At 62.6% G+C, this 20,505-nt stretch carries 20 protein-coding genes and 2 tRNA genes; 14 read left to right on the plus strand and 8 right to left on the minus strand.

Going from position 1 to position 20,505, the window contains the following annotated elements:
- Positions 1 to 153: 153 nt before the first annotated feature.
- Both AC0NIH_RS18325 and AC0NIH_RS18330 read left to right on the plus strand, forming a co-directional pair.
- Positions 154 to 1,272, plus strand: coding sequence for a DUF2157 domain-containing protein (locus tag AC0NIH_RS18325; protein WP_473460640.1), 1,119 nt, complete (start codon positions 154 to 156; stop codon positions 1,270 to 1,272).
- Complete coding sequence (locus AC0NIH_RS18330; RefSeq protein ID WP_031250211.1) at positions 1,269 to 1,853, plus strand: GDYXXLXY domain-containing protein; 585 nt, start codon at positions 1,269 to 1,271, stop codon at positions 1,851 to 1,853. Before AC0NIH_RS18325 ends, AC0NIH_RS18330 begins: the two co-directional genes overlap by 4 nt.
- A 50-nt stretch (positions 1,854 to 1,903) precedes the next feature.
- Here AC0NIH_RS18330 and AC0NIH_RS18335 read toward each other — a convergent pair.
- Positions 1,904 to 1,986 (minus strand) — tRNA-Leu (locus tag AC0NIH_RS18335).
- A 363-nt stretch (positions 1,987 to 2,349) separates the two neighbouring features.
- Between AC0NIH_RS18335 and tig the strand changes: the two genes are divergently transcribed.
- Positions 2,350 to 3,843 (plus strand): trigger factor, encoded by a 1,494-nt coding sequence (tig, locus tag AC0NIH_RS18340; RefSeq protein WP_224689531.1) that lies wholly within the window; start codon positions 2,350 to 2,352, stop codon positions 3,841 to 3,843.
- Positions 3,844 to 4,000: 157 nt separating this feature from the next.
- The gene (locus AC0NIH_RS18345) at positions 4,001 to 4,522 is read left to right on the plus strand and encodes a hypothetical protein (RefSeq protein ID WP_473460637.1); all 522 of its coding nucleotides are present in this window, start codon (positions 4,001 to 4,003) and stop codon (positions 4,520 to 4,522) included.
- 45 nt (positions 4,523 to 4,567) lie between these two features.
- Here the strand turns inward: AC0NIH_RS18345 and AC0NIH_RS18350 are convergent, their stop codons facing one another.
- Positions 4,568 to 5,248, minus strand: coding sequence for a GntR family transcriptional regulator (locus AC0NIH_RS18350; protein WP_473460635.1), 681 nt, complete (start codon positions 5,246 to 5,248; stop codon positions 4,568 to 4,570).
- A gap of 220 nt (positions 5,249 to 5,468) precedes the next feature.
- Between AC0NIH_RS18350 and AC0NIH_RS18355 the strand changes: the two genes are divergently transcribed.
- The 7 genes from AC0NIH_RS18355 (at position 5,469) to AC0NIH_RS18385 (ending at position 13,967) form a co-directional block, all read left to right on the plus strand.
- A complete protein-coding gene (locus AC0NIH_RS18355) occupies positions 5,469 to 6,596 on the plus strand; it encodes a sugar ABC transporter substrate-binding protein (RefSeq protein ID WP_023778747.1) in 1,128 nt (375 codons plus the stop codon).
- Between the two features lie 103 nt (positions 6,597 to 6,699).
- Complete coding sequence (locus AC0NIH_RS18360) at positions 6,700 to 8,232, plus strand: sugar ABC transporter ATP-binding protein (RefSeq protein WP_473460633.1); 1,533 nt, start codon at positions 6,700 to 6,702, stop codon at positions 8,230 to 8,232.
- The gene (locus AC0NIH_RS18365) at positions 8,229 to 10,304 is read left to right on the plus strand and encodes an ABC transporter permease (protein WP_473460631.1); all 2,076 of its coding nucleotides are present in this window, start codon (positions 8,229 to 8,231) and stop codon (positions 10,302 to 10,304) included. The genes AC0NIH_RS18360 and AC0NIH_RS18365 overlap by 4 nt, the downstream gene beginning before the upstream one ends.
- Before the next feature lie 13 nt (positions 10,305 to 10,317).
- Positions 10,318 to 11,124, plus strand: a complete 807-nt coding sequence (locus AC0NIH_RS18370; protein WP_473460629.1) for an SDR family oxidoreductase — start codon at positions 10,318 to 10,320, stop codon at positions 11,122 to 11,124.
- A gap of 13 nt (positions 11,125 to 11,137) precedes the next feature.
- The gene (locus tag AC0NIH_RS18375) at positions 11,138 to 12,085 is read left to right on the plus strand and encodes a 3-hydroxyacyl-CoA dehydrogenase (RefSeq protein WP_473460627.1); all 948 of its coding nucleotides are present in this window, start codon (positions 11,138 to 11,140) and stop codon (positions 12,083 to 12,085) included.
- A complete protein-coding gene (gene kce, locus AC0NIH_RS18380; RefSeq protein ID WP_287270517.1) occupies positions 12,082 to 13,044 on the plus strand; it encodes a 3,5-dioxohexanoate:acetyl-CoA acetone transferase in 963 nt (320 codons plus the stop codon). The genes AC0NIH_RS18375 and kce overlap by 4 nt, the downstream gene beginning before the upstream one ends.
- A gap of 47 nt (positions 13,045 to 13,091) precedes the next feature.
- Positions 13,092 to 13,967: an SMP-30/gluconolactonase/LRE family protein gene (locus AC0NIH_RS18385; RefSeq protein ID WP_473460625.1), complete on the plus strand. Its 876-nt coding sequence runs from the start codon at positions 13,092 to 13,094 to the stop codon at positions 13,965 to 13,967.
- 130 nt (positions 13,968 to 14,097) lie between these two features.
- Here the strand turns inward: AC0NIH_RS18385 and AC0NIH_RS18390 are convergent, their stop codons facing one another.
- The 3 genes from AC0NIH_RS18390 to map form a co-directional block, all read right to left on the minus strand.
- Positions 14,098 to 14,883, minus strand: a complete 786-nt coding sequence (locus AC0NIH_RS18390) for a hypothetical protein (RefSeq protein ID WP_473460623.1) — start codon at positions 14,881 to 14,883, stop codon at positions 14,098 to 14,100.
- A 288-nt stretch (positions 14,884 to 15,171) separates the two neighbouring features.
- Positions 15,172 to 15,933: a RadC family protein gene (radC, locus tag AC0NIH_RS18395; RefSeq protein ID WP_287270511.1), complete on the minus strand. Its 762-nt coding sequence runs from the start codon at positions 15,931 to 15,933 to the stop codon at positions 15,172 to 15,174.
- A 57-nt stretch (positions 15,934 to 15,990) separates the two neighbouring features.
- Positions 15,991 to 16,818, minus strand: a complete 828-nt coding sequence (map, locus tag AC0NIH_RS18400; protein WP_224689519.1) for a type I methionyl aminopeptidase — start codon at positions 16,816 to 16,818, stop codon at positions 15,991 to 15,993.
- Positions 16,819 to 17,165: 347 nt separating this feature from the next.
- Here map and AC0NIH_RS18405 point away from each other — a divergent pair, with 347 nt between their 5' ends.
- From AC0NIH_RS18405 to AC0NIH_RS18415, 3 genes are all read left to right on the plus strand, one after another.
- Positions 17,166 to 17,462, plus strand: a complete 297-nt coding sequence (locus AC0NIH_RS18405) for a DUF982 domain-containing protein (RefSeq protein ID WP_023763564.1) — start codon at positions 17,166 to 17,168, stop codon at positions 17,460 to 17,462.
- A 193-nt stretch (positions 17,463 to 17,655) separates the two neighbouring features.
- Positions 17,656 to 17,919 carry a DUF6074 family protein gene (locus AC0NIH_RS18410; RefSeq protein ID WP_023778755.1) on the plus strand — a complete coding sequence of 88 codons (264 nt, stop codon included), beginning with the start codon at positions 17,656 to 17,658 and terminating at the stop codon, positions 17,917 to 17,919.
- A gap of 162 nt (positions 17,920 to 18,081) precedes the next feature.
- Positions 18,082 to 18,157 (plus strand) — tRNA-Cys (locus tag AC0NIH_RS18415).
- A 153-nt stretch (positions 18,158 to 18,310) separates the two neighbouring features.
- On the opposite strand, the gene AC0NIH_RS18420 is transcribed toward AC0NIH_RS18415, so the two are convergent.
- From AC0NIH_RS18420 to AC0NIH_RS18430, 3 genes are all read right to left on the minus strand, one after another.
- Positions 18,311 to 18,517: a hypothetical protein gene (locus tag AC0NIH_RS18420; RefSeq protein ID WP_023778756.1), complete on the minus strand. Its 207-nt coding sequence runs from the start codon at positions 18,515 to 18,517 to the stop codon at positions 18,311 to 18,313.
- 598 nt (positions 18,518 to 19,115) lie between these two features.
- Positions 19,116 to 19,592, minus strand: a complete 477-nt coding sequence (locus AC0NIH_RS18425) for a hypothetical protein (protein WP_473460619.1) — start codon at positions 19,590 to 19,592, stop codon at positions 19,116 to 19,118.
- A gap of 183 nt (positions 19,593 to 19,775) precedes the next feature.
- The gene (locus AC0NIH_RS18430; RefSeq protein WP_023778759.1) at positions 19,776 to 19,967 is read right to left on the minus strand and encodes a hypothetical protein; all 192 of its coding nucleotides are present in this window, start codon (positions 19,965 to 19,967) and stop codon (positions 19,776 to 19,778) included.
- Positions 19,968 to 20,505 lie beyond the last annotated feature (538 nt).

Genomic DNA, 20,505 nt, shown 5'->3' on the forward strand with positions numbered 1-20,505 from the left:
CTATGGCTGCATGGCAGCAATGCAAATTGTGCAATGCAACATTAACGCGCCTTCACGGGCCTGACACAAAGAAGCCAGAATCAGAAAGTGCCGCTGCGTCAAAGGTTTGACCGGGCCGGCTGAAAAAAAGACCAAACTTGGGGGAGAAGCGGGATGGCAGGTTATTCGTCACGAGTAAGGTCGGATATCGCGCGGTGGCGGCAGGCGGGCCTAATCGACGCGGCGACAGCCGATACATTAACGCGTGACGTCGAGGCCAACGAGCGCAATTCGCTCAGTTTCGGTTCGATCCTGGCAATGATGGCCGCCTTGCTGTTCGGCGCCGCCATCCTGATCTTCGTCGCCGCCAACTGGGACGCGATCCCGCGGCTGGCGCGGGTCGTAGCCCTCTTTGCCATCATCCTTGGCGGTTATGTCGGCGGCGCCGTGCTGAAGACGCGCGACCATGCGGCAATCGGCGAGGCCCTGTGGATCGTGGCCGCCGCCGCTTTCGGCGGTTCGATCGCGCTGATCGGCCAAATGTATCATCTCTCGGGCGACGAGGCTTCCGCCCTGATCACGTGGGGCGCCGGCACGTCGCTGGCGGCGGTGGTATTGCGGTCGAACCCGCTGACGGTCGCCGCGGTCGGCATCGCCGATGCCTGGCTGTTCCTGAGAGGGTTCGACTATTTCTATCGCAATGAATTTCCGCACGCCTTCGTCATCATGGCGGCCGTACTGTTTGCCGTCTCGTTCTGGACCCGCAGCCAGCCGGCACGCCATTTGATCGTCCTGTCGCTCATCTTCTATCTCGTGCTGTTGGCGATGAACCACGCGACGCTGCCGGTGGCGATACCCCTGGTCGTTGTCTCTGCCGCGCTTTTCGCGGCTGCCGTGTTCGCACCGGAGCCGGTCGACAGGATCGTCCAGCTTGGCGGCCGCTTGCCCTTGCACGCACTGCTCGGCTTCCTCACCGGCCTCGCAATCGTCCAGTTCGAGCTGGCCGACGAGAGCACCTACAACAGCGGCTTTGCCATCGCTTCCGTCGTCGCGCTGGCCGGCATCGTCGCGGCGATCGTGCTGGCAGGACGGGAGAGCCGTGGCCTGCGCTGGCTTGCCTATCTCGGCTTCGCCTTCGAACTCGCCATCATCTATGTGGTGACCTTGCAGTCGATGCTCGACACTGCCGGCTTCTTCCTTGCCGCCGCCGTGCTGCTCGGCATCCTCGCGGTCGTCATCATCCGCGTCGAAAAACGCATGAAGGGTCCAGTCACCACGGGAGCGACGGCATGATGACCGGAAAGCGACTGATCATTTCGGCGCTGGTGCTGGCGCTCGTCCAGATAGGGTTCCTGAGCTGGATCATCGCCGGCCGAGCGGCGATCCTGCGCAACGGCAAGGACGTGCTGTTGAAGATCGAACCCGTCGATCCGCGCGACCTGCTGCGCGGCGACTATATTATCCTCGGCTACGAGATTTCGCGCATCCCGGTGAAGATGATCGCCAACATTCCTGCCGGCAAATTTTCGAGCGACGATACGCCGATCGCGGTCCGCCTGAGGAAGGGCCCCGACGGCTATTGGACACCAACCACCGCCTGGTTCGGTAAGGCGCCGACGCCGGCGGGTACCGACGAGGCGGATATATCAGGGCATGTCACCGAGGGCTGGGATCTTCGCGGGGAGAGCGCGACGATCGCACCGGACTACGGCATCGAGCGCTTCTACCTGCCCGAAGGCGAAGGGATGGCGATCCAGAACGACATGCGGGTGCGCCCCTTCGGGGTCAGGCTTGCCCTTGCCAGCGACGGCAAGGCGCAGATCAAGGCGCTGGTCGACGGCGACAAGACGCTGTTCGAGGAGCCGCTCTATTAGAGATAGAGCCTCAGGGTGGCCTGCCACCCGAAGCTCGCTGGAGCGAAGGGTGGTGCGGGTAGAGGGACTCGAACCCCCACGATCTCTCGCCAGAACCTAAATCTGGTGCGTCTACCAGTTCCGCCATACCCGCATTGCCCGGCAATCTCATGTAGCCATCATTCTGTCAATGTCGGGGCGGAAATGTTGGGTCAGGATCAAAGAATGTTGGTTATTGGCCGAAATGCGAAGACTGTTGAAAATTAGCCTCGCGTGTGACAAAAGGCGTGTCAAATGTGACGGGACGCGACGATCCGCTTCTACAGAATGTGATAAGAAGTAGGAAAAACAAGAACTTATTCACATTTTGGAACGCAGTTTGGGAAAGTTTGAGCCGTATTTTCGGTCAAACCGCCAGGTTCCGTACCAAAAGCCATTCCCGGCAAGACTATACCGGCAGGCTGTGAACGGCAGGGAGCCGTTTGGCAGCCTCATTGGTGAAAACAAAGGTTTTACGATGCAGGTCACCGAAACACTCAACTCCGGTCTCAAGCGCGAGATCAAGATCACCGTGCCGGCTGGTGACATGGAAGCCAAGCTGATGGCGCGGCTGTCGGACGCCCGCAACAAGGTCCGCATCAACGGCTTCCGGCCGGGCAAGGTGCCGGTGCAGCACCTGCGCAAGGTCTATGGCAAGTCGTTCATGGCCGAAGTGGTCAACGAGATCCTCAACGATTCGACCCGGTCGATCATCACGGGCCGCGGCGAGAAGGCGGCCATGCAGCCCGAGGTCATCATGACCGAGGACGAGAAGGAAGCCGAGAAGATCCTGGCCGGTGGCGCCGACTTCGAATTCCGCCTCAACTACGAGGTCATTCCGGCGATCGAGATCAAGGATTTCTCCGACATCAAGGTAACGCGTCAGGTGTACGACGTGCCTGAAACGGAGATCGACGAGCAGGTCAAGCGGGTCGCAGAATCGGCGCGCAGCTATGAGCCGAAGACCGGCAAGGCCGCCGAGGGCGACCGCGTGAGCATCGATTATGTCGGCAAGATCGACGGCGAGGCCTTTGCCGGCGGCGCCGGCAACGATCAGCCGCTGGTGCTGGGCTCCAAGGAATTCATTCCCGGCTTCGAGGATCAGCTTGTCGGCACCAAGGCCGGCGACGAAAAGCAGGTTACGGTGACCTTCCCCGAAAACTACCAGGCGGCGCATCTGGCCGGCAAGGAAGCCACCTTCGACGTCACTGTCAAGGAAGTGTCGAAGCCCGGCGAACTCGAAATCAACGACGAGACCGCCAAGAACCTTGGCCTGGAATCGCTGGAGCGCCTGCGCGAGATCGTGCGCGGTCAGATCGAGAACCAGTTCGGCTCGATGACGCGCCAGAAGGTCAAGCGCCAGTTGCTCGACCAGCTCGATGCGGCTTATTCGTTCGAGGCCCCGTCGAAGCTCGTCGAGGCTGAGTTCAACAACATCTGGGCGCAGGTCAACCGCGATCTGGAAGCGGCCGGCCGCACCTTCGCCGACGAAGAGACGACCGAGGAAGAGGCTCGCGCCGAGTATATGCGTCTTGCCGAGCGCCGCGTGCGCCTTGGCCTAGTGCTGGCCGAGATCGGCGAGAAGGCCGGCGTCACGGTATCGGACGAAGAGCTGCAGCGCGGCCTGTTCGAGCAGGTTCGCCGCTTCCCGGCCAACCAGCAGCAGGAAGCCTTCGAGTTCTACCGCAACAACCCCGAGGCGCTGAATGCGCTGCGGGCGCCGATGTTCGAGGAGAAGGTCGTAGACCATCTGCTCGGCCAGATCTCGGTCACCGACGTCAAGGTCAGCAAGGAAGAGCTGATGGCCGATGACGAGGAAGCGGAAACCACGACCAAGGCCAAGCCGGCCAAGAAAGCCGCGGCCAAGAAGGCTGAAGACAAGAAGGCCGACGCCAAGTCTGGCGATGAGGCGGGAGAGCCGAAGAAGAAGGCTGCGCCTAAGAAGAAGGCGGCCGCCAACGACGCCGAATAAGTCTCGGCACTTGATGAAATTGACGAAGGCCGCCTCCCGAGGCGGCCTTTTTCGTTGCGAAACTGCAACAGGAGGCCGGCTTCTCAGGCCGTGGCACTTGGCGATACCAAGCGTTGATCACTATCTGCGCTTCTGCTGCAAATTCCTGGAGGGGGCGTTGAGCCTATTCTTCGAAACGGGGCGTGCTGTCGTCCTGACGCTCGTCCTGGCCTTCGCCTGCAATCTTGCCCCCGCCGACGCGATTGCCGGCGACTGGCGCTTCGGCACGGCTGACGATGGGCTGGTCACGGCTTCGCTCCATGCCACCAACAAGCTGATCACCGGCGGTGGCGCCTTGAGCTACAGCCCGGTCCTGACCATCGCCTGCGGGGCAGGCGGCGAACCGCGCTGGACCGAATGGCTGCAATTGAACGACGCGGTTTCGGCCAGTCGCAAGATCACGATGTCGGTTGCCGTCGACGGCGACAAGTTCGACGAGAGTTGGTCGGTCGGGTCGCGCGGCAGGATGCTGGTGCGTGACGGCGCCGATGCGATCAAGCGCCTCGTTTCCGCAAGCCGGCTGTCGCTTTCCTGGCGGTTTGGACTGTTGTCAGGGCGCGGCCAGGCGGATTTCGACCTTGCGGGGTTTGAAGAGGCGGTCGAGCAGATCGCCGGGAACTGCCATACGGATCCGCCGTAACTATCGTCCTCGACCCTGGGCGAAAGCCGAGCAGGCTTCGCAGTCCTATTTCAGCAGGCCGACCAGGACGTCGAAGGCCGCGTCGATGTCGGCGCGGATCGCCTGGCGGACGGCTTCCACATCGCGATTGCGCAAGGCCGCGAACATCTCCTGGTGGTGCTCGTTGGCGGTCGAGTAGTTTCCGGAATCATGCAGCATGTTGAAATAGGGGCTGATCTGCAGCCACAGGTTCTCGATGATGTTGAGGATGTTCTCGGAGCCCGCCGCCCGGTAGATGGAGAAATGAAAGGCATAGTTGGCGCGCAGATAGGATTTGACGTCTCCCGCCGCGTTGGCCTGTTCGAGCGCATTGAGGTGCAGGTCGAGCTGCGCGATGCCCCGGTCGTCCATGCGCTCGGCCGCCCACGCGGCGGCGATCGCTTCGATCTCGAAGCGGACATTCCTGAGATCGATGAGGCGTGCGCGGCTGAGCGCGGGAATTCCGATCGAGCGGCCTGAAACAACCATCAAGGCGTTGGCCGCCGTCAGCCGCCGCAACGCTTCCCTGACCGGCATCGGACTGACTCCAAAGGCGTCGGCCAGGCTTTGTACGGTCACCATCTCGCCAGGCACGATGCTGCCGTCGAGGATCAATTCGGTGACATGGCGATAGACCCTGTCCTGCAGGGTCTCCCTGGACAGGGGCACGATCTCGACACCAGGCTTCCTGAACGCCGCTCCGGCCATCTCCCCATCAACCTTTCCGCGCAAGGCCGCGCCACAACCCGTTCCCGGAATGCAGGGTTCCGGCAGCGGCGTCAAGCGTCCGCGACTGTCGCCTGGCCGTCAAGACATTTCATCATTGATCTTTGATCAAATCATGGTACGGTTTTCAATATCGGATGGCGAGGGCTAGCTTTCGTGCCCTCGGGAGGCATTCGGTCATTCGGATCGGGAGGAATTTCACATGGGTATCGGATTGAAAGTCCGGCGGCTCACGCTGCTGGCAGGCATGGCTATGTGTACTTTTGGCATGTCCGCGGCTGACGCGGCCCAGAAGCACAAGATCTTTCTCAGCATGAGTTATATCGGCAATGACTGGCAGGCGGAGGCAGCCAACATGGTCAAGGCCATCGCGGCCCACAAAAGCCTGGCCGACAAGGTCGACCTGCAGGTCCAGGTCGCAGGACCCAACGCGCAACGCCAGATCCAGCAGATCAACGCCATGGTGCAGAGCGGCGCAGAGGCGATCGTCGTGTATCCGATCTCGCCGACGGCGCTCAACCAGGTCGTCAAGAATGCCTGCGACAAGGGCGTGAAGGTCTTTGCCTATGACGCCGAGATCACCGAGCCTTGTGCCTACAATGTCCATATCGATCAGCTGGAAGCGGGCAGGGTGACCGCCGAATGGCTTGTCAAGAAGCTCAACGGCAAGGGCAACATAATCGCCATCACCGGTGTTCCCGGAACATCCGTGGACGACCAGCGCACCAAGGCCGCCAAGGAAGTCTTCGCCAAATATCCCGACATCAAGATCGTCGGCGAGGCTGTCGGCATGTGGAGCCAGGCGGTCGCTCGAACCGAACTGTCCAAGATCCTCGCCACGCGCAGTTGGGGCGACATCAACGGCCTGTGGATGCAGGTCGGCTGCTTCACCGCCAACTCCATGCAGCTCGAGGCCGGCAAGAAGGACAGCGAACTCCTGCCTTGCGCCGGCGAGGGCTCGAATGGCGGCCGCATCCAGATGCTGCCGGAGGGAACCGAAGTCGAAGGTGCCGCTCCTCCCTATGCACCGGCGGGCGCGCAACGCATTTCCTATGCCTCGCCGCCCTATTCCGGCGCGTTGGCGCTGAAGCTTGCCGTCGAGGCGATCGAAGGCAAGGACGTGCCGAAGACGACGATCCTGCCGTTGCCGGTCGTCACCAACGAGACGATCAAGCTTTGCAACGAGGGCACCTGGGCAGAGATGAAGGCCGGCTGCAACGTCTTCAAGCCGTCACTGGTTTCCAATCCCGGCTGGTTCGCTTCGATCTTTTCGGACCAGACGCCCGAGATCGGCCTCAACGCCGCGCTCGTCGGACAGCCCGAGAACTAGCCTCCCAAGTCAAACCAAGACGATGCGCGGACATCTTGTCCGTGCATCGTCGATCCGCGCTAATGCGTGTCGCCCAGAAATGCGCAGCCCGGCGATCGAGGACATGACAGAACACCCAGCGCTTCCCGCCATCGAGATCGACGGCATCGGCAAGGCCTTCGGGCCAACGGTCGCGTTGGAGGGCGTTTCGTTCCGGATCGCGTCCGGCAGCGTCCACGCACTGCTGGGCGAGAACGGAGCCGGCAAGTCGACACTGGTGAAACTGCTGTCCGGGCTGGTGCGGCCGAGTGCCGGCCATGTCCGTGTCTTCGGCAAGGAGATCGGCTACGGCGCACCGCGCGCGGCACACGCGCTGGGCGTGCAGACGGCGTTCCAGGAGATGACGCTGGTGCGCGATCTCTCGGTCCTCGACAACATGCTGATGCCTTATGCTCCGGTCGGCGTCTCCGGCCTGATCCGGCGCGCCGCGGCGCGCAAGGCGGTCCGTCGCCATATCGACGAGCTCGGTTTTTCCGTCGATCTCGATGCCGAGGTCGGCGAGCTCGAGCTTTCCGTGCGCCAGAAGATCGAGATCGCGCGCGCCGTCTACCGCAAGCCACGCATCCTGCTGCTCGATGAGCCGACCTCGACGCTCGCCGGTCGCGATGTCGAGTGGCTGGGCGACATCATCGCCAGGCTGAAGGCGGCAGGCACCACCATCGTCTTCATCACCCATCGCATGCGCGAGGTCCGCGCTTTTTGCGACACGCTGACGATCCTGAGGAATGGCCGCCACATCGTCACCGCGCCGGTTGCCGATGTCTCGGACGCCGACGTCATCGAAAAGATCATCGGCCGCAGCATCGAACAGACCTTTCCGCCCAAGCCCGATGGCGCCCAGGCTTTCGGTCCGCCGGTCCTGGGCGTGCGTGACTTGAAGGTCGGGCGCAAGCTCGACGGCGCGAGCTTCGATCTGCGCCGCGGCGAGATCCTCGGCATTGCCGGGCTGCAGGGCATGGGCCAGCAGGATCTGTTCCTGGCCTGCTTCGGCATGGCCGAAATCAGCCGCGGCGACGTCCTTGTCGATGGCCGAAAGGTCTGGCTCGGCTCTCCGGCGGATGCCTTGTTGCCCAATATGGCCATCGGCCTGGTGCCGGAGGACCGCAAATCCGAAGGCCTGTTCCTGAAACTGCCGGGTAGCCAGAACGCCACGCTGCCGGTGGTGTCGCGCTTCACACGCTTCGGCCTTGTCGATGTTGTGGCCGAGACGCGCGCCGTCGAGGCGGCGTTCGCAACCGTCGAGGTCGACCGACGGGCGCTGTGGACGCGGGCCGGGGCTTTTTCCGGCGGCAACCAGCAGAAGATCGCCATCGCCAAATGGCTGGTGGCGCAGAGCCGCATCCTGCTGCTGTTCGACCCCACGCGCGGCATCGATGTCGGCACCAAGCACGAGCTCTACGTGATGATGCGAAACTACGTCGCCGCCGGCGGCTCGATCCTGTTGCACTCGACCGAGATTCCCGAACTGGTCCACCAGTGCGACCGGGTCCTGGTTCTCTATGGCGGGCGCATCGCGGCCGAGCTGGAAGGCGACGCCATCGCCGAGCCTGCCATCATGCGGCCGGCGCTTGGACATGCCGGGGATGTAGCCGCATGAGCAGCGTCACCTCCTCTGCTTCCGCCGGATTCGGGCTGCGCCGTGCGCTGATACGCAATCGTGGGGCGCTGATCGCCGCGGGCGTCCTTGCGATCCTGCTTTTCATCGTCGACTGGATCAGCGCCGGGCCGCTGACCTATTTCGACGTGTCGTTCCTGTCCAGCGGCGGCGCGACCTCGGCGCTCGCGGCGATCGGCCAGACGATCGTGATCCTGTCGGGCGGCTTCGACCTGTCCGCCGGAGCGGTGATATCACTGGTCAATGCCGTGCTGGCGTCGAGCATGGATCCGATGGCGCCAGGCGCAAGCATTCTCTTGTGGACGGCCGTCGGCATCGGCGTCGGCATGGCGGTCGGTGCCTTCAACGGCTTCTTCATCGCGGTGCTGCGCATGCAGCCCATCGTGGTGACGCTGTCCACCATGTTCATCCTGCAAGGCGTGACGCTGCTGGTGATGGACAAGCCCGGCGGCTTCGTGTCGCCCGATCTCGGCACCTTCTATTTGGGCGACGCGATCACCGGCTGGCTGCCAATGCCGCTGGTGGTGATCGGCGTCGTCCTGCTCGCCTGGTTCTGGCTGAAGGGAACCCGTTTCGGCACGGCGCTCTATGCGGTCGGCAGCGATGCGGATTCGGCTGCTGCAGTCGGCATCAACGTCGTCCTGGTGCGCTTTGCCGTCTATGTGATCGCCGGCGGCTGCTACGGCCTTGCCGGCGTCTTCATCAGCGCGCAGACCGGCAGCGGCGACCCGCTGGTCGGCAATCCGCTGCTTCTGTCTATGTTCGCGGCGGTGGTCGTCGGCGGCACGCGCCTGGGCGGCGGGCAGGGTGGTCCGGTGGGCACCGTCTTCGGTGCCTACATCCTGATGATGGTGGTGAACATCCTGCTGGTGCTCAATGTGTCGGCCTATTATTCGACCATCGCCGAAGGCACCATCCTGGTGCTGGCGGCCCTTGCCGGATCCCTGTCTCACGCATCGGTGCTTGCCGTGCAACTGCGCGCGGCGCGCGCCCGGCTGGCCGCCTGGCGAGCGGGTATTCTGCCCTCGCAGCTTGAACCGATCGACCGGCGGCTCAAGATTGCCGGACCCTCGCATGGCAAACCCGACACGGTGTCTCCGCGTCCCACCTTCCATGTTCGCAACGCGGAGACGCTGCGCTACGCGCTGCCCGCCTATATCTGCCTGCTTATCATCGTGGTCGTCACCCAGATCTGGCTCGGCCGTGCCATCCTCAATCCCGGTTACTGGAATTCACTGCTGGTGCTGTCGTCCTTTCTCGCCGTGCTGGCGCTCGGACAGGGAACGGTCATCCTGACGGGCGGCCTCGATCTCTCCGTTCCGTGGACGATCGGTATTTCCGGCATCATCCTGGCCGGCATGGTCAACGGTTCCGATGCGGCACTCCTCTACGCCTTGCCGGTCGTGCTGGTGATGGCCTGCGCCATCGGCTTCGCCAACGGCTTCGGCATCGTCTATCTCGGCATCTCGCCGATCGTCATGACGCTTGCCACCAACGGCATTCTGCAAGGCTTCGCGCTACTCTATTCGCAGGGTACGCCGGCCGGTTTTTCCTCGCCCATGCTGCGCTGGTTCATGACCGCCAAGTTCGGTTTCGTGACCCCGGTGGTCCTGCTGATGGTCGTCTTCGTGGTGGTGGCGGTGCTGTTGCTTGGACGCACGCCGTTCGGGCGCCGAGTCTACGGCATCGGCAATGGGCTGCGCGCGGCGCGCCTGTCCGGCATCGGCGTCGAGCGCACGCTGATCCTGGTCTATATGCTGTCGGCAGTCTGCGCCGCTGTCGTCGGCATCATGCTGACCGGCTTCTCCGGCCAGGCGAGCCTTGGCATGGGCGACGACTATCTCTTGCCGTCGATCGCCGTCGTGGTGGTGGGCGGTGCGCTGATCACCGGCGGGCGCGGCCATTATCTCGGCATGCTCGGAGGCGTGCTGCTTTTGACGGCGCTGCAGATGCTGCTGGCCGGCACCACGCTGCCCTACGCCACGAGGGCAATTCTCTACGGACTGGTCGTTCTGGGCGCCGTCATGGCGCTGCGCGAACGGCAGTTGCAATGAAAAGGACGGAACGATGAGCGCAAAGGCACCTCAAACGGCGGACGAATTCTTGGCCGGGCTGAAAGGACAGCGCGTGCTGGTGACGGCGGGCGCCGGCGGCATTGGCTTTGCCATCGCCGACACGCTCTCGCGGCTTGGCGCGCGTGTCGTCGTCTGCGACGTTTCCGACGAGGCGCTGGCCGCCGCGCCTGACAAGATCGACCTGGTCGCGGCGGTCAAGGCCGATGTCTCGCGCGACGACGACGTCGACCGGTTGTTCGAGGCGGTTGAGAAAAAACTCGGCGGGCTGGACGCACTGATCAACAATGCCGGCATTGCCGGGCCGACCGGTGGTGTCGACGAGATCGAACCGGACGACTGGCGGCGCTGCATCGACATCTGTCTTACCGGCCAGTTCCTGTGTGCGCGGCGCGCCGTGCCGCTGATCAAGGCGGCGGGCGGCGGCTCGATTGTGTCGATGTCATCGGCGGCCGGCCGCCACGGCTATGCCTTCCGCACGCCCTATTCGGCGGCCAAGTTCGGCGTCATCGGTTTCACCCAAAGCCTCGCCAAGGAGCTTGGGCCGCACGGCATCAGGGTCAACGCCATCCTGCCGGGCATCATCGAAGGGCCGCGCATCGAGGGCGTCATCTCGGCGCGCGCCAGGCAGGTCGGCATCAGCCACGAGGAGATGACCGCTCGCTACCTGCAGAACATCTCGCTGCGCCGCATGACCAGTCCTTATGACGTCGCCTCGATGGTCGCCTTCCTGCTGTCGGACGCCGGCATCAACATTTCCGGGCAGTCGCTCGGCGTCGACGGCAACGTCGAAACGCTCTGAGGAGGGCCGATCCATGGCAAAGGTTGCGATTGTCGGCAGCGGTTTCATCGGGCGGGCCTGGGCGATCAGCTTCGCCCGCGCCGGCCATGACGTGCGGATGTGGGACCAGTCGCCCGCCGCGACGGGCGGCGCGCGTGACTACATAGAAGGCGTGCTTGGCGACCTCTCTTCGAACGACCTGCTGCGTGGGCAGTCCGTCGATGCCGTGCTTGGCCGCATCGCCATCGCGGTCGAACTGGAGGAGGCGCTGGCCGGAGCAATCCATGTCCAGGAGAACACGCCTGAAAACCTCGATGTGAAGCGGGAAGTGTTCTCCCTGATCGACAGTCTGGCCGGCCCGCAAACGGTGATAGCCAGCTCCACCTCGGCGTTGTTGCCGTCGAAGTTCACCGACCATCTAAAGGGACGGCACCGCTGCCTGGTGGTGCATCCGATCAATCCGCCCTACCTCATTCCGGCGGCCGAGGTGGTGCCGGCGCCATGGACGTCGGTCGAGACGCTGGAAAGAACCCGCGCCTTCCTCATCGATGCCGGTCATGCGCCGTTGGTGATGAAGCGCGAGCTCGACGGCTTCATCATGAACCGCCTGCAGGGTGCCTTGCTTGAGGAAGCCTTCCGGCTCGTCGCCGACGGCTATGCCAGCGTCGAGGATGTCGACATAGGCATCCGAGACGGGTTGGCGCTGCGCTGGTCGTTCATGGGGCCGTTCGAGACCATCGACCTCAACGCGCCCGGCGGCGTGCGCGATTATGTCGATCGCTACCAGGGCATCTATTCCAACATTTTTCCGCAGATGCTGCGCCGGGTCGACTGGGCGGGCGAGGTCATGGCAACCGTGGAGGCCGAGCGCAGCAAGCGACTGCCCAGGGAAAATCTGGGCGGGCGGCAGGTCTGGCGGGACCGCCGGCTGATGGCGCTGGCGGCACACAAGAAGAAATCGGATCAGGAGTTCGGACAATGAAGGAAACCAGCCGCAAGCCCGGCGCAACGGCAGCCAGGGGCAAGGTCATCATCACCTGCGCGGTGACCGGGGCGATCCACACGCCGACCATGTCGCCCTACCTGCCGATCACGCCGGACCAGATCGCGTCGGAGGCGATCGCCGCGGCCGAGGCCGGTGCCGCGATCCTGCATCTGCACGCGCGAGACCCGGAAACCGGCAAGCCCGACCAGACGCCCGAGGCCTTTGCCCGCTTCCTGCCACGCGTCAAGCAAGGCACCAATGCCGCCATCAACATCACCACCGGCGGCAGTCCGTACATGAAGGTCGAGGAGCGCGTGCGCCCGGCCGCCCAGTTCAAGCCGGAAGTCGCTTCGCTCAACATGGGCTCGATCAATTTCGGGCTCTATCACCTCGCCGACAAATACGAGACCTTCAAGTTCGACTGGGAAAAGCCGCATCTGGAGGCGACGCGCGACCTGGTCTTCCGCAACTCGTTCAAGGACATCGAGTACATTCTGGCGACCTGCTACGACAATGGGACGCGCTTCGAGTTCGAGTGCTACGACATTGCCCATCTCTACAACCTCGCCCATTTCGCCGATCGCGGGCTGGTGAAACCGCCGTTCTTCGTGCAGTCGGTGTTCGGCCTGCTCGGCGGCATCGGCACCCATCCGGAAGACGTCGCCCATATGAAGCGGACCGCCGACCGGCTGTTCGGCGACCAGTTCCGCTGGTCGGTGCTCGGCGCGGGCGCCAGCCAACTGCGCATCGCCGCGCAATCGGCGGCACTCGGCGGCAACATCCGGGTCGGGCTGGAGGACAGCCTGTGGGCCGGCAAGGGCAAGCTCGCCAAGTCGAATGCCGAACAGGTTGTGCTGGCGCGCAAGATCATCGAGGGGCTCGGCATGGAGGTGGCGACGCCGGACGAGGCGCGCGAAATCCTGTCCCTGAAGGGTGGCGACAAGGTTGCCTTCTGACGCGGCCTGACGAATCGCCGCGCGGGCGTCAAAGAGAGGAGGACAGCATGAAGATCGAAGTCGTGGTGGATGTGAAGACCACTTTGGGAGAGGGGCCGCTTTGGGACGTCGAACAGGAGCGCCTTTACTGGATCGACAGTTTCGACGGGCGGGTGTTCCGAGCGACCGCCGACGGGCGTGAAATCCGCTCCTGGGACGTGCCGATGAAGATCGGCTCAATGGCGCTGCGCAGGGACGGCGGCGCCGTCGTCTCACTGCAGCGCGGCTTCCATCTGCTCGATTTCGCCACCGGCGAGGTGACGCTGATCCATGATCCGGAGCCGGACAAGCCGATGAACCGGCTGAACGACGGCAAGGTCGACCGGCGCGGGCGCTTCTTCGCCGGCTCGATGGATACGATGGAGGAGGGACCTTCAGGCGGGCTCTACCGGCTCGATCCGGATTTTTCCGTCACCCGGATCGATTCCGGCATCATCTGCTCCAACGGCCCTTGTTGGAGCCCCGACGACCGCACCTTCTACTTCGCCGACACCTGGACCGGCGAGATATGGGCCTACGACTACGATATCGCCACCGGTGCGGCCACGAACCGCCGCACCTTTACCCGCGTCGACACCAGCCGGGGCGGTGCGGCCGATGGCTCGACCGTCGACGCCGAGGGCTATCTGTGGAATGCGCTGGTCTATGACGGCAGGCTGGTGCGCTATGCGCCGGACGGCACTGTCGACCGCATCGTCGACATGCCGGTGAAAAAGATCACCAGCGTCATGTTCGGCGGGCCGAAGCTCGACACGCTCTACGTCACCTCGATGGCCAAGCCGCCGCTGCCGCGCTTTCCTGGCGACGGTGTCCTGCGCGGCAGCCTGTTCGCCATCACCGGCCTCGGTGTTACCGGCGTGGCGGAGCCGCGGTTTGGCGGGTGAAGTTCGGCGCACGACGGATCGCCCAAGCCGCCGCGGATAGCCGCTCTTTACCTTCAGCAACCAGCAATACCGCCGGCAAACCGGCGGCATCATGGCTGGCTGCTCCTGCCGTTTTCCGATCGTGACGTCCTTAAGGCGTCGTTTCCGCTTCGATCTTGGTAGCCGTCTGGTCGATCTTGTCGGCAAGGACTCCTTGGGCCCAAGTCGTGACCTCGGCGTCTATGGGCTTGTTGGCCATGTTTGCCAGCGCAGCGTCGAGTGATGCCTGATCGGTGCCGACGGTCGCCGTGGTAGCTGCTGCCTCAGCTTCGGCGGCGGCCGCGTTGGCGTCGGCGACAACGGCCGTCTGAGCCGTGATCTGCTCATTCAAGGCTTGGATCTGTGTGGCGTTGGCGACAGGGTCCACCTGCGCTGCCGTCAGCTGCGCATTCAGGTCATCCAGTTTGGCCTGGGCCGCTGCCGCTGTGGCTGCCGCGGTCTCAGCCGCGGCTTGGGCGACCTTGGCTTTCGCGGATTGCGTCACGAATGCCTGAATACTGGCGAACTTCTTGCTCTTGGAGTTCATATAGGCGTTTATGTTGCGCTGCAGAGAGTTCAGCCGGCCAAGCTTGGCGTGGATGTTCTTGTCCTTGGTCACCGACGAGACCTGCGTGCTCGTGTCGACCGTCGTGTCCTTTTGCGCCTTGGCTACCTGCCCCGGGGCCGACGACGACTTGCCATGCGTAGCGCTGCTGTTGCCGTGCGCGGCGCCTGAATTGCCACCGCCGTTGCCGTTGCCACCGCCGTTACCACCGCCATTGCCACCGCCGTTACCGCCGCCATTGCCACCACCGTGCCCGTTGCCACCGGCGAGCGCCGGAGTTGCCAGGAGCGCCAGTGAGGCAAGGGCCGCAAACAAAGTTTTTCGGGTTCTCATGGTAATCTCCTCGAGGAATCGCCATCCGCCCGACAGCTAAGAAAGCCTCGTATGAGAAATCGCTAATTCTACAGAGTAAACTTTAGTCAAATGCCGTATCAATACGCGAGCCCGCAGCCAGCAGACGCGGTAACGGTTTGATAATACAAAGAAATCGGCGCCATAAAGCTGATGCAGTACTGAAGTCCCATGGCGGCGGGACCTTGGTCCTAGTTGCCAACCGCGGCACTGCTACGCCAAGCGCGAACGCCTGGTTTCGTCTTGGCGAAGAACATGTGTTTTGTTGCCCTAGATCAGCAACAAACCCTTCATGCTGGCGTATCCCTTTCGCCCGATGATGAGGTGATCGTGCACGGAAATTCCGAGGGGCTTAGCCGTATCGATGATCTGCTTGGTCATCTCGATGTCCGCGCGCGATGGCGTTGGGTCGCCTGACGGGTGATTGTGGACCAGGATAATCGCGGTCGCCGACAGTTCGAGCGCCCGCTTGACCACTTCCCTGGGGTAGACGGGCGTGTGATCGACCGTGCCCGTCTGTTGCACCTCGTCGGCGATCAGCGCGTTCTTCTTGTCGAGGAACAGGATGCGGAACTGCTCGCGTGCCTCGAAAGCCATGGCCGAACGGCAATAATCGAGAAGCTGCTGCCAGGAGGAGAGGATTTCGCGGCCGTGGATCTCACTGCGCGCCATGCGCTGCGCGGTCGCCGCGACGATTTTCAAGTCGAGCGCCACCGTGGGGCCAATGCCCTTGACCTCCTGCAACAGCCCGACGGGCGCGCCAAGCACTTCGGCCAGCGTGCCGAAGCGCGCCAGCAGCGCCTTGGCGGCCGGCTTGGTGTCGGCGCGCGGGATCAGCCGGAAGAGCAAAAGTTCCAGGAGCTCGTAATCGGGCAGGGCGTCGGGACCGGCCGAGGCAAAGCGCTCGCGCAAACGGTCGCGATGGCCGAGATAGTGCGGCTTCTCCTCGATCGCCGGCCTGGCCTTCGCGACCGGCCGGACCGGCACCTCGGAGAAGAAACTCCGCTCATCGTCGTCGTTTGCCTTGCCCATCCGCCCCCGCATCCGGCAATCAATCGGGCAAAGCAGTCGCCCGAAGCGTCAAGAATATCAGGCCGGCAGGCCGGGGCGGTCGAGTTTGTTCGGCGAGAGCGTGAAAATCTCGCAGCCCGTGTCGGTCACCCCGATCGTGTGCTCGTACTGCGCCGAAAGCGAGCGGTCGCGTGTCACGGCCGTCCAGCCATCCGACAGAACCTTCACATGCGGGCGGCCGAGATTGATCATCGGCTCGATGGTGAAGATCATGCCGGGCCGCATTTCCACGCCTTCATTGGCGTTGCCGTAGTGCAAGATGTTCGGGGCGTCGTGGAAGAGCTGGCCGACGCCATGGCCGCAGAAATCACGCACCACCGAGCAGCGCTCCGCCTCGGCATAGGTCTGGATGGCGGCGCCGATGGCGCCGGTGCGTACGCCCGGCCTGACTGCGGCGATGCCGCGCATCAGGCATTCATGGGTGACCTCTAGCAGGCGTTCAGCCGCGCGCTTGATGGTGCCGACCGGATACATGCGCGAGGAATCGCCGTGCCAGCCGTCGAGGATGTAGGTGACGTCGATGTTGACGATGTCGCCATCCTTCAACGGCTTGCTGTCGGGAATGCCATGGCAGACGACGTGGTTGATCGAGGTGCACGATGACTTGGTGTAGCCGCGATAGTTGAGTGTCGCCGGCAGTGCGCCGTGATCCATGCCGAATTCGAAAACGAAACGGTCGATCGTGTCCGTGGTGACGCCGGGAGCGACCATCGGCACCAATTCGTCCAGACAGCGCGCGGTGAGGTCGCATGCCCTGCGCATGCCGGCAAAGCCTTCCTCGCCATAGAGGCGGATCTGGCCGGTGTTTCTGAGTGGTGCCGTGGCGGCGTCGAGATAGGTGACCATTTTGTCCGTATAGAGCTGGGGCGCTGCAAGAGTGCTGGCGTGAAGATGCCACCAGATTTGGCACTTGGGGGCGAAAGGTTCAAGGAAGAACTGCCTGATACGGCCCGCGCCGCCGGGATATTCGTCTCGTTGGTGCGATCTCTTGCCGGTTTTGCACGGCTGCTTTGCTTCCTGGACATCATGCCCTTGGGTCGCCCGAGCGGGTCAGATCGCCCGAAGCGTCGCTGATGGCAGCCTGCTCATGGGCCACTTCCGCAGTGACGACACATTTGCATGGTACAAAACCGTCAAGGCAACTTTTCACGACGAACGGCGTTGCTTGGCGACACCGGTTCGGGAGACGACGGATGGACAGATTGCAGTTCGAGGTGCCGGTGCGCATTGCCCAAGGCCCCGGCTTGCCCGTCGAGGAGATCTACAGTGTCGAGCAGGCGCTCGACTTTCTCCAGGACTGGCCAGCACGCCGGCAAGGACCGGTGTATCAGAAAGCCTTCAATGCCTGTTTTGGCGCCACGGTGGACGTGGTCAAGACCGAGGATGCCTGCCGGGCATTCATGGCGTTCTGCCGTGTCACCGGACTGATGGCCGGCGACATGCTGGCTCCGCGCAAGCGCGGCGGCGAGCCGAGGGCACTGCAGGCCTGAGAGCCATAGCGGCGGTCACAGGCGAACGGCAATAACCGCTTAAATACGCGGCCATGCAGTGGCCGGGGCGCCGCACACTTAGCATCCACGAAGACGCGTCGACGGCGTCGTTAAGCTTCCGTTTCCACCTTAACGGCTACGCCATTGCTGTTCAGCGATGGTTGATTCGTTGCGTCAGTTCAGGGTTCGGAAGATGTCCTCAGAAAAAGTTCGTGCGTTCCCGATCGACCGTCAGGTATTCCTGGTCCGGGAAGTTGCCGCCAGGCTCGACAGCCTGCAAGGCGAAACTGCCGCCTCGTTCTGGAGGGCAAAAGCGGCGGAGTTGCTCGATCTCGTTGTCGGATCGGGAAGGGATAAAGCCGCAGCCACTGATGAAGTACGCAGGTTTTTCCTGGCCGTGCAAACAGAACTGTTGGCCGGAGTGACGGCTCAGCCGGCGCCAGTTCTTTCCGCCTGAGGCAGGGTCTACTATTTTCCTGGCGGGGATGAACCAACGGGCGGTCCCTACGCCATTGTTATCTGACGTGTCCTGCGCCGTGCTTTCCGTGGTATCGATCAGGGAAATTTTACCAAAGACGTCAACAACCTTTAAACTTCTTACCGCTACTACCAGTTGCATGGCCTCGTGGCGGAGCGGCTACGCTAGAGACGGCAAATCTCGGAAGCCTCGGTTCGATTCCGAGGCGAGGCCTCCAATCTCCTAAAGCAAGTAACGGGACGGCAGAGTCGGCTGCAATTCGATGCCGCCGTCGGCGTGTTTGAAACGCGCACGGCCCAATCGAGGCGGCCTGGAATGTCGTTGGCGGCATCCAAGAGGCGAATCCTATCCCATTCCGAAGGTTCGATATTCATGGCTGCCGTTGAGATAGCGGGGCCGTCATGGCGATGGTGAACTGCCTTGCATATACCCGCTCTTTTACCGCCACGGGTTGATCGAGCTGCTGCGCGTTGGCAGCTTGAGAGGCTGTCGAGGCGAAGAGGATTGTCTGAGTCAGGAGAGCCGAATAGACAGCGACCTGGATCAGCACGGCAGCAAAAGCGATCTGTTTGAGCATGCCATAGAACGCGCTGGCCTGTATCGGGTTCCCGGCTCTCGCATTCGCCCGCAGCCGCTCGGTGGCGGCTTTTCCAATGGCTGGAGTTCGATCTGCCTTCGGCCAAATTGGTCGGTGAGGAGTCTTCCGGTTGCCCGCTATGCCTCCTCCCACGTCGGCGGCAGATCGCCGACTGCCGAGAGCTTGAGGATGAGAACGTAGTCTCGGGGGCTATAGACCGGAGCGGCCGGCCAACGGGTGGTGTCCGTCATCGCCTTGCCTCGCTCTATGAGGCGCTTAGAATACCATGGTCATTTCAGGACGAAGTAGAGCGGAACGAGCAACGCGAATGCAGCGACACCCGTGAGAAACAGGTTTGTGGTCATGTCGTGTGGCCCCCCGGCCGTTTTCATAGACCATACAGCCACGCAATTTAGCTAAAATGCAAGCGACCTTGCTCCATCGCCCGCCTCGCTCTCTTGCCTATAAGTCGAGACTTATGCAATATCGCCTCGTTCCCAACTACGAGGCGCGGCGTGCGCGACAGCGAATTGACCGAGCGGCCCGGCAAGGGCTGGACGCCATGGCGGGAAGGCGTCCTGACCGAGTCTGCTAGTCCTCAGCGGGCAAGAAAGCATCCTTGACGGACGGTATCCTGGTAGCATTTGTCGGAAAATCCGGGATGACGCTGGCGAAGTTTGTCGACGATCTCGGGATGTGAAAATCTCTGGGCGAGCGCATCCTCGCCGGCTTGGAAGGCGTCTTGAAAAAGTGCGCGCGCCCGGCGGCGTGCGTCTTCGATTTGGACCTCTGAAAAGCGATCTCTTAGGACGCGTAAGTCAATTGGAAGAGGCCCCTCACCGAGGGGGCCGAACCGTTGATGAGAGCTGTTATGAGAAATAATTGCAAACGCCGCATCGAGCAGCTTGGCGTTTCGCGCTTCTGTCACGACCTTGGCTCGGGCAGCGGTGCGAAGTTGTTCGACGTGTTGCTCATCGATCATCGGATATTGCCCACGGCGCACCCAAAGAGAGAATGCTTCTATTCGACGATGGTGGCCATACATCAGGGGGTGTGCCGATGCGTTGACGAGCATACAGAGCGTCCCGGCCGAGGGCGCGACATGCTCGCACGGACTCCCTTGACGGAAGTAGAGATCGGATGGCGTCGGCACGTCTCGGCTACTAGGCGAGCGGGACGCAGTGGGCGGGTGAACCGAGCGTCGGCGGGTCGAGACATGCGTCCGCCCGACTATCGCAACCAACCCTGCCGAGAGCGCCTAGACTCGCACGATCCTATCGAGGTGCAGGCGTATCCGCTGGCCTTCCGCAAAGTTCAAGGCGAACGATTCCAGCTCGAATGAACGGGTAAGTTCCTGGTCTTCCTCGACCACGCGAACGGACCATTCGCCGCTGGCTTCGGCCACTTCGACACAAGGCAATTCCTTGCGGATTGGAACCACGCTACCCATCACAGCCTCTCTACGAAAAGCAATGGCTACGCGATTTTTATAAGTCCGCCGAACTCGGGGTTTCAACAGGAAAAGACTGTACGGTTTTTACCAAGGAGTTGCCGACCCAACGGCATGCTCTAGCTCCGGCAGGTGGCAATTCCCTCAAGTTGCCGCAGTGGCCGGCGCTCTAGGCGGATTGCTTTCATCTGCAATCGCGCCGGCCGCTCTCCCAGAGCGTCATTTCGGTCGCTTCGGGAAGTTGATTATCTTGGCGCTTCATAAGGCCTAGATCGGAACTTTAGCGTTCTCTCATGGTTCTCCCTTCGATGTTGTCGAACCTAGGATCGGTAGAGCGATGGCTGTGTTGGCCTTTGATTTCATCCATTGCCCGAGTGTGACCCCGGACGAAATATTAGTCGGGGTTTTGTCCGTGGCAGCGTGCTTGCTGTTTTTCAATGTTTTTGCGACCAACCGTCCAAATCGATAGGCCGCAGGGGCGTCGTTGAGGAACATTAGCTATTTCGAAAGATTGGGGTCACGCGCCCGGATGTCGCTG

Source organism: Mesorhizobium sp. WSM1386 (assembly GCF_055901595.1).

Coding starts and splice junctions, on each gene's coding strand:
- AC0NIH_RS18325 (WP_473460640.1), top strand. CDS start 154: ATGGCAGGTTATTCGTCACGAGTAAGGTCGGATATCGCGCGGTGGCGG.
- AC0NIH_RS18330 (WP_031250211.1), top strand. CDS start 1,269: ATGATGACCGGAAAGCGACTGATCATTTCGGCGCTGGTGCTGGCGCTC.
- tig (WP_224689531.1), top strand. CDS start 2,350: ATGCAGGTCACCGAAACACTCAACTCCGGTCTCAAGCGCGAGATCAAG.
- AC0NIH_RS18350 (WP_473460635.1), bottom strand. CDS start 5,248: ATGGCCGGAGCGGCGTTCAGGAAGCCTGGTGTCGAGATCGTGCCCCTG.
- AC0NIH_RS18355 (WP_023778747.1), top strand. CDS start 5,469: ATGGGTATCGGATTGAAAGTCCGGCGGCTCACGCTGCTGGCAGGCATG.
- AC0NIH_RS18360 (WP_473460633.1), top strand. CDS start 6,700: ATGACAGAACACCCAGCGCTTCCCGCCATCGAGATCGACGGCATCGGC.
- AC0NIH_RS18365 (WP_473460631.1), top strand. CDS start 8,229: ATGAGCAGCGTCACCTCCTCTGCTTCCGCCGGATTCGGGCTGCGCCGT.
- AC0NIH_RS18370 (WP_473460629.1), top strand. CDS start 10,318: ATGAGCGCAAAGGCACCTCAAACGGCGGACGAATTCTTGGCCGGGCTG.
- AC0NIH_RS18375 (WP_473460627.1), top strand. CDS start 11,138: ATGGCAAAGGTTGCGATTGTCGGCAGCGGTTTCATCGGGCGGGCCTGG.
- kce (WP_287270517.1), top strand. CDS start 12,082: ATGAAGGAAACCAGCCGCAAGCCCGGCGCAACGGCAGCCAGGGGCAAG.
- AC0NIH_RS18385 (WP_473460625.1), top strand. CDS start 13,092: ATGAAGATCGAAGTCGTGGTGGATGTGAAGACCACTTTGGGAGAGGGG.
- AC0NIH_RS18390 (WP_473460623.1), bottom strand. CDS start 14,883: ATGAGAACCCGAAAAACTTTGTTTGCGGCCCTTGCCTCACTGGCGCTC.
- radC (WP_287270511.1), bottom strand. CDS start 15,933: ATGGGCAAGGCAAACGACGACGATGAGCGGAGTTTCTTCTCCGAGGTG.
- map (WP_224689519.1), bottom strand. CDS start 16,818: ATGGTCACCTATCTCGACGCCGCCACGGCACCACTCAGAAACACCGGC.
- AC0NIH_RS18405 (WP_023763564.1), top strand. CDS start 17,166: ATGGACAGATTGCAGTTCGAGGTGCCGGTGCGCATTGCCCAAGGCCCC.
- AC0NIH_RS18410 (WP_023778755.1), top strand. CDS start 17,656: ATGTCCTCAGAAAAAGTTCGTGCGTTCCCGATCGACCGTCAGGTATTC.
- AC0NIH_RS18420 (WP_023778756.1), bottom strand. CDS start 18,517: ATGCTCAAACAGATCGCTTTTGCTGCCGTGCTGATCCAGGTCGCTGTC.
- AC0NIH_RS18425 (WP_473460619.1), bottom strand. CDS start 19,592: ATGCTCGTCAACGCATCGGCACACCCCCTGATGTATGGCCACCATCGT.
- AC0NIH_RS18430 (WP_023778759.1), bottom strand. CDS start 19,967: ATGGGTAGCGTGGTTCCAATCCGCAAGGAATTGCCTTGTGTCGAAGTG.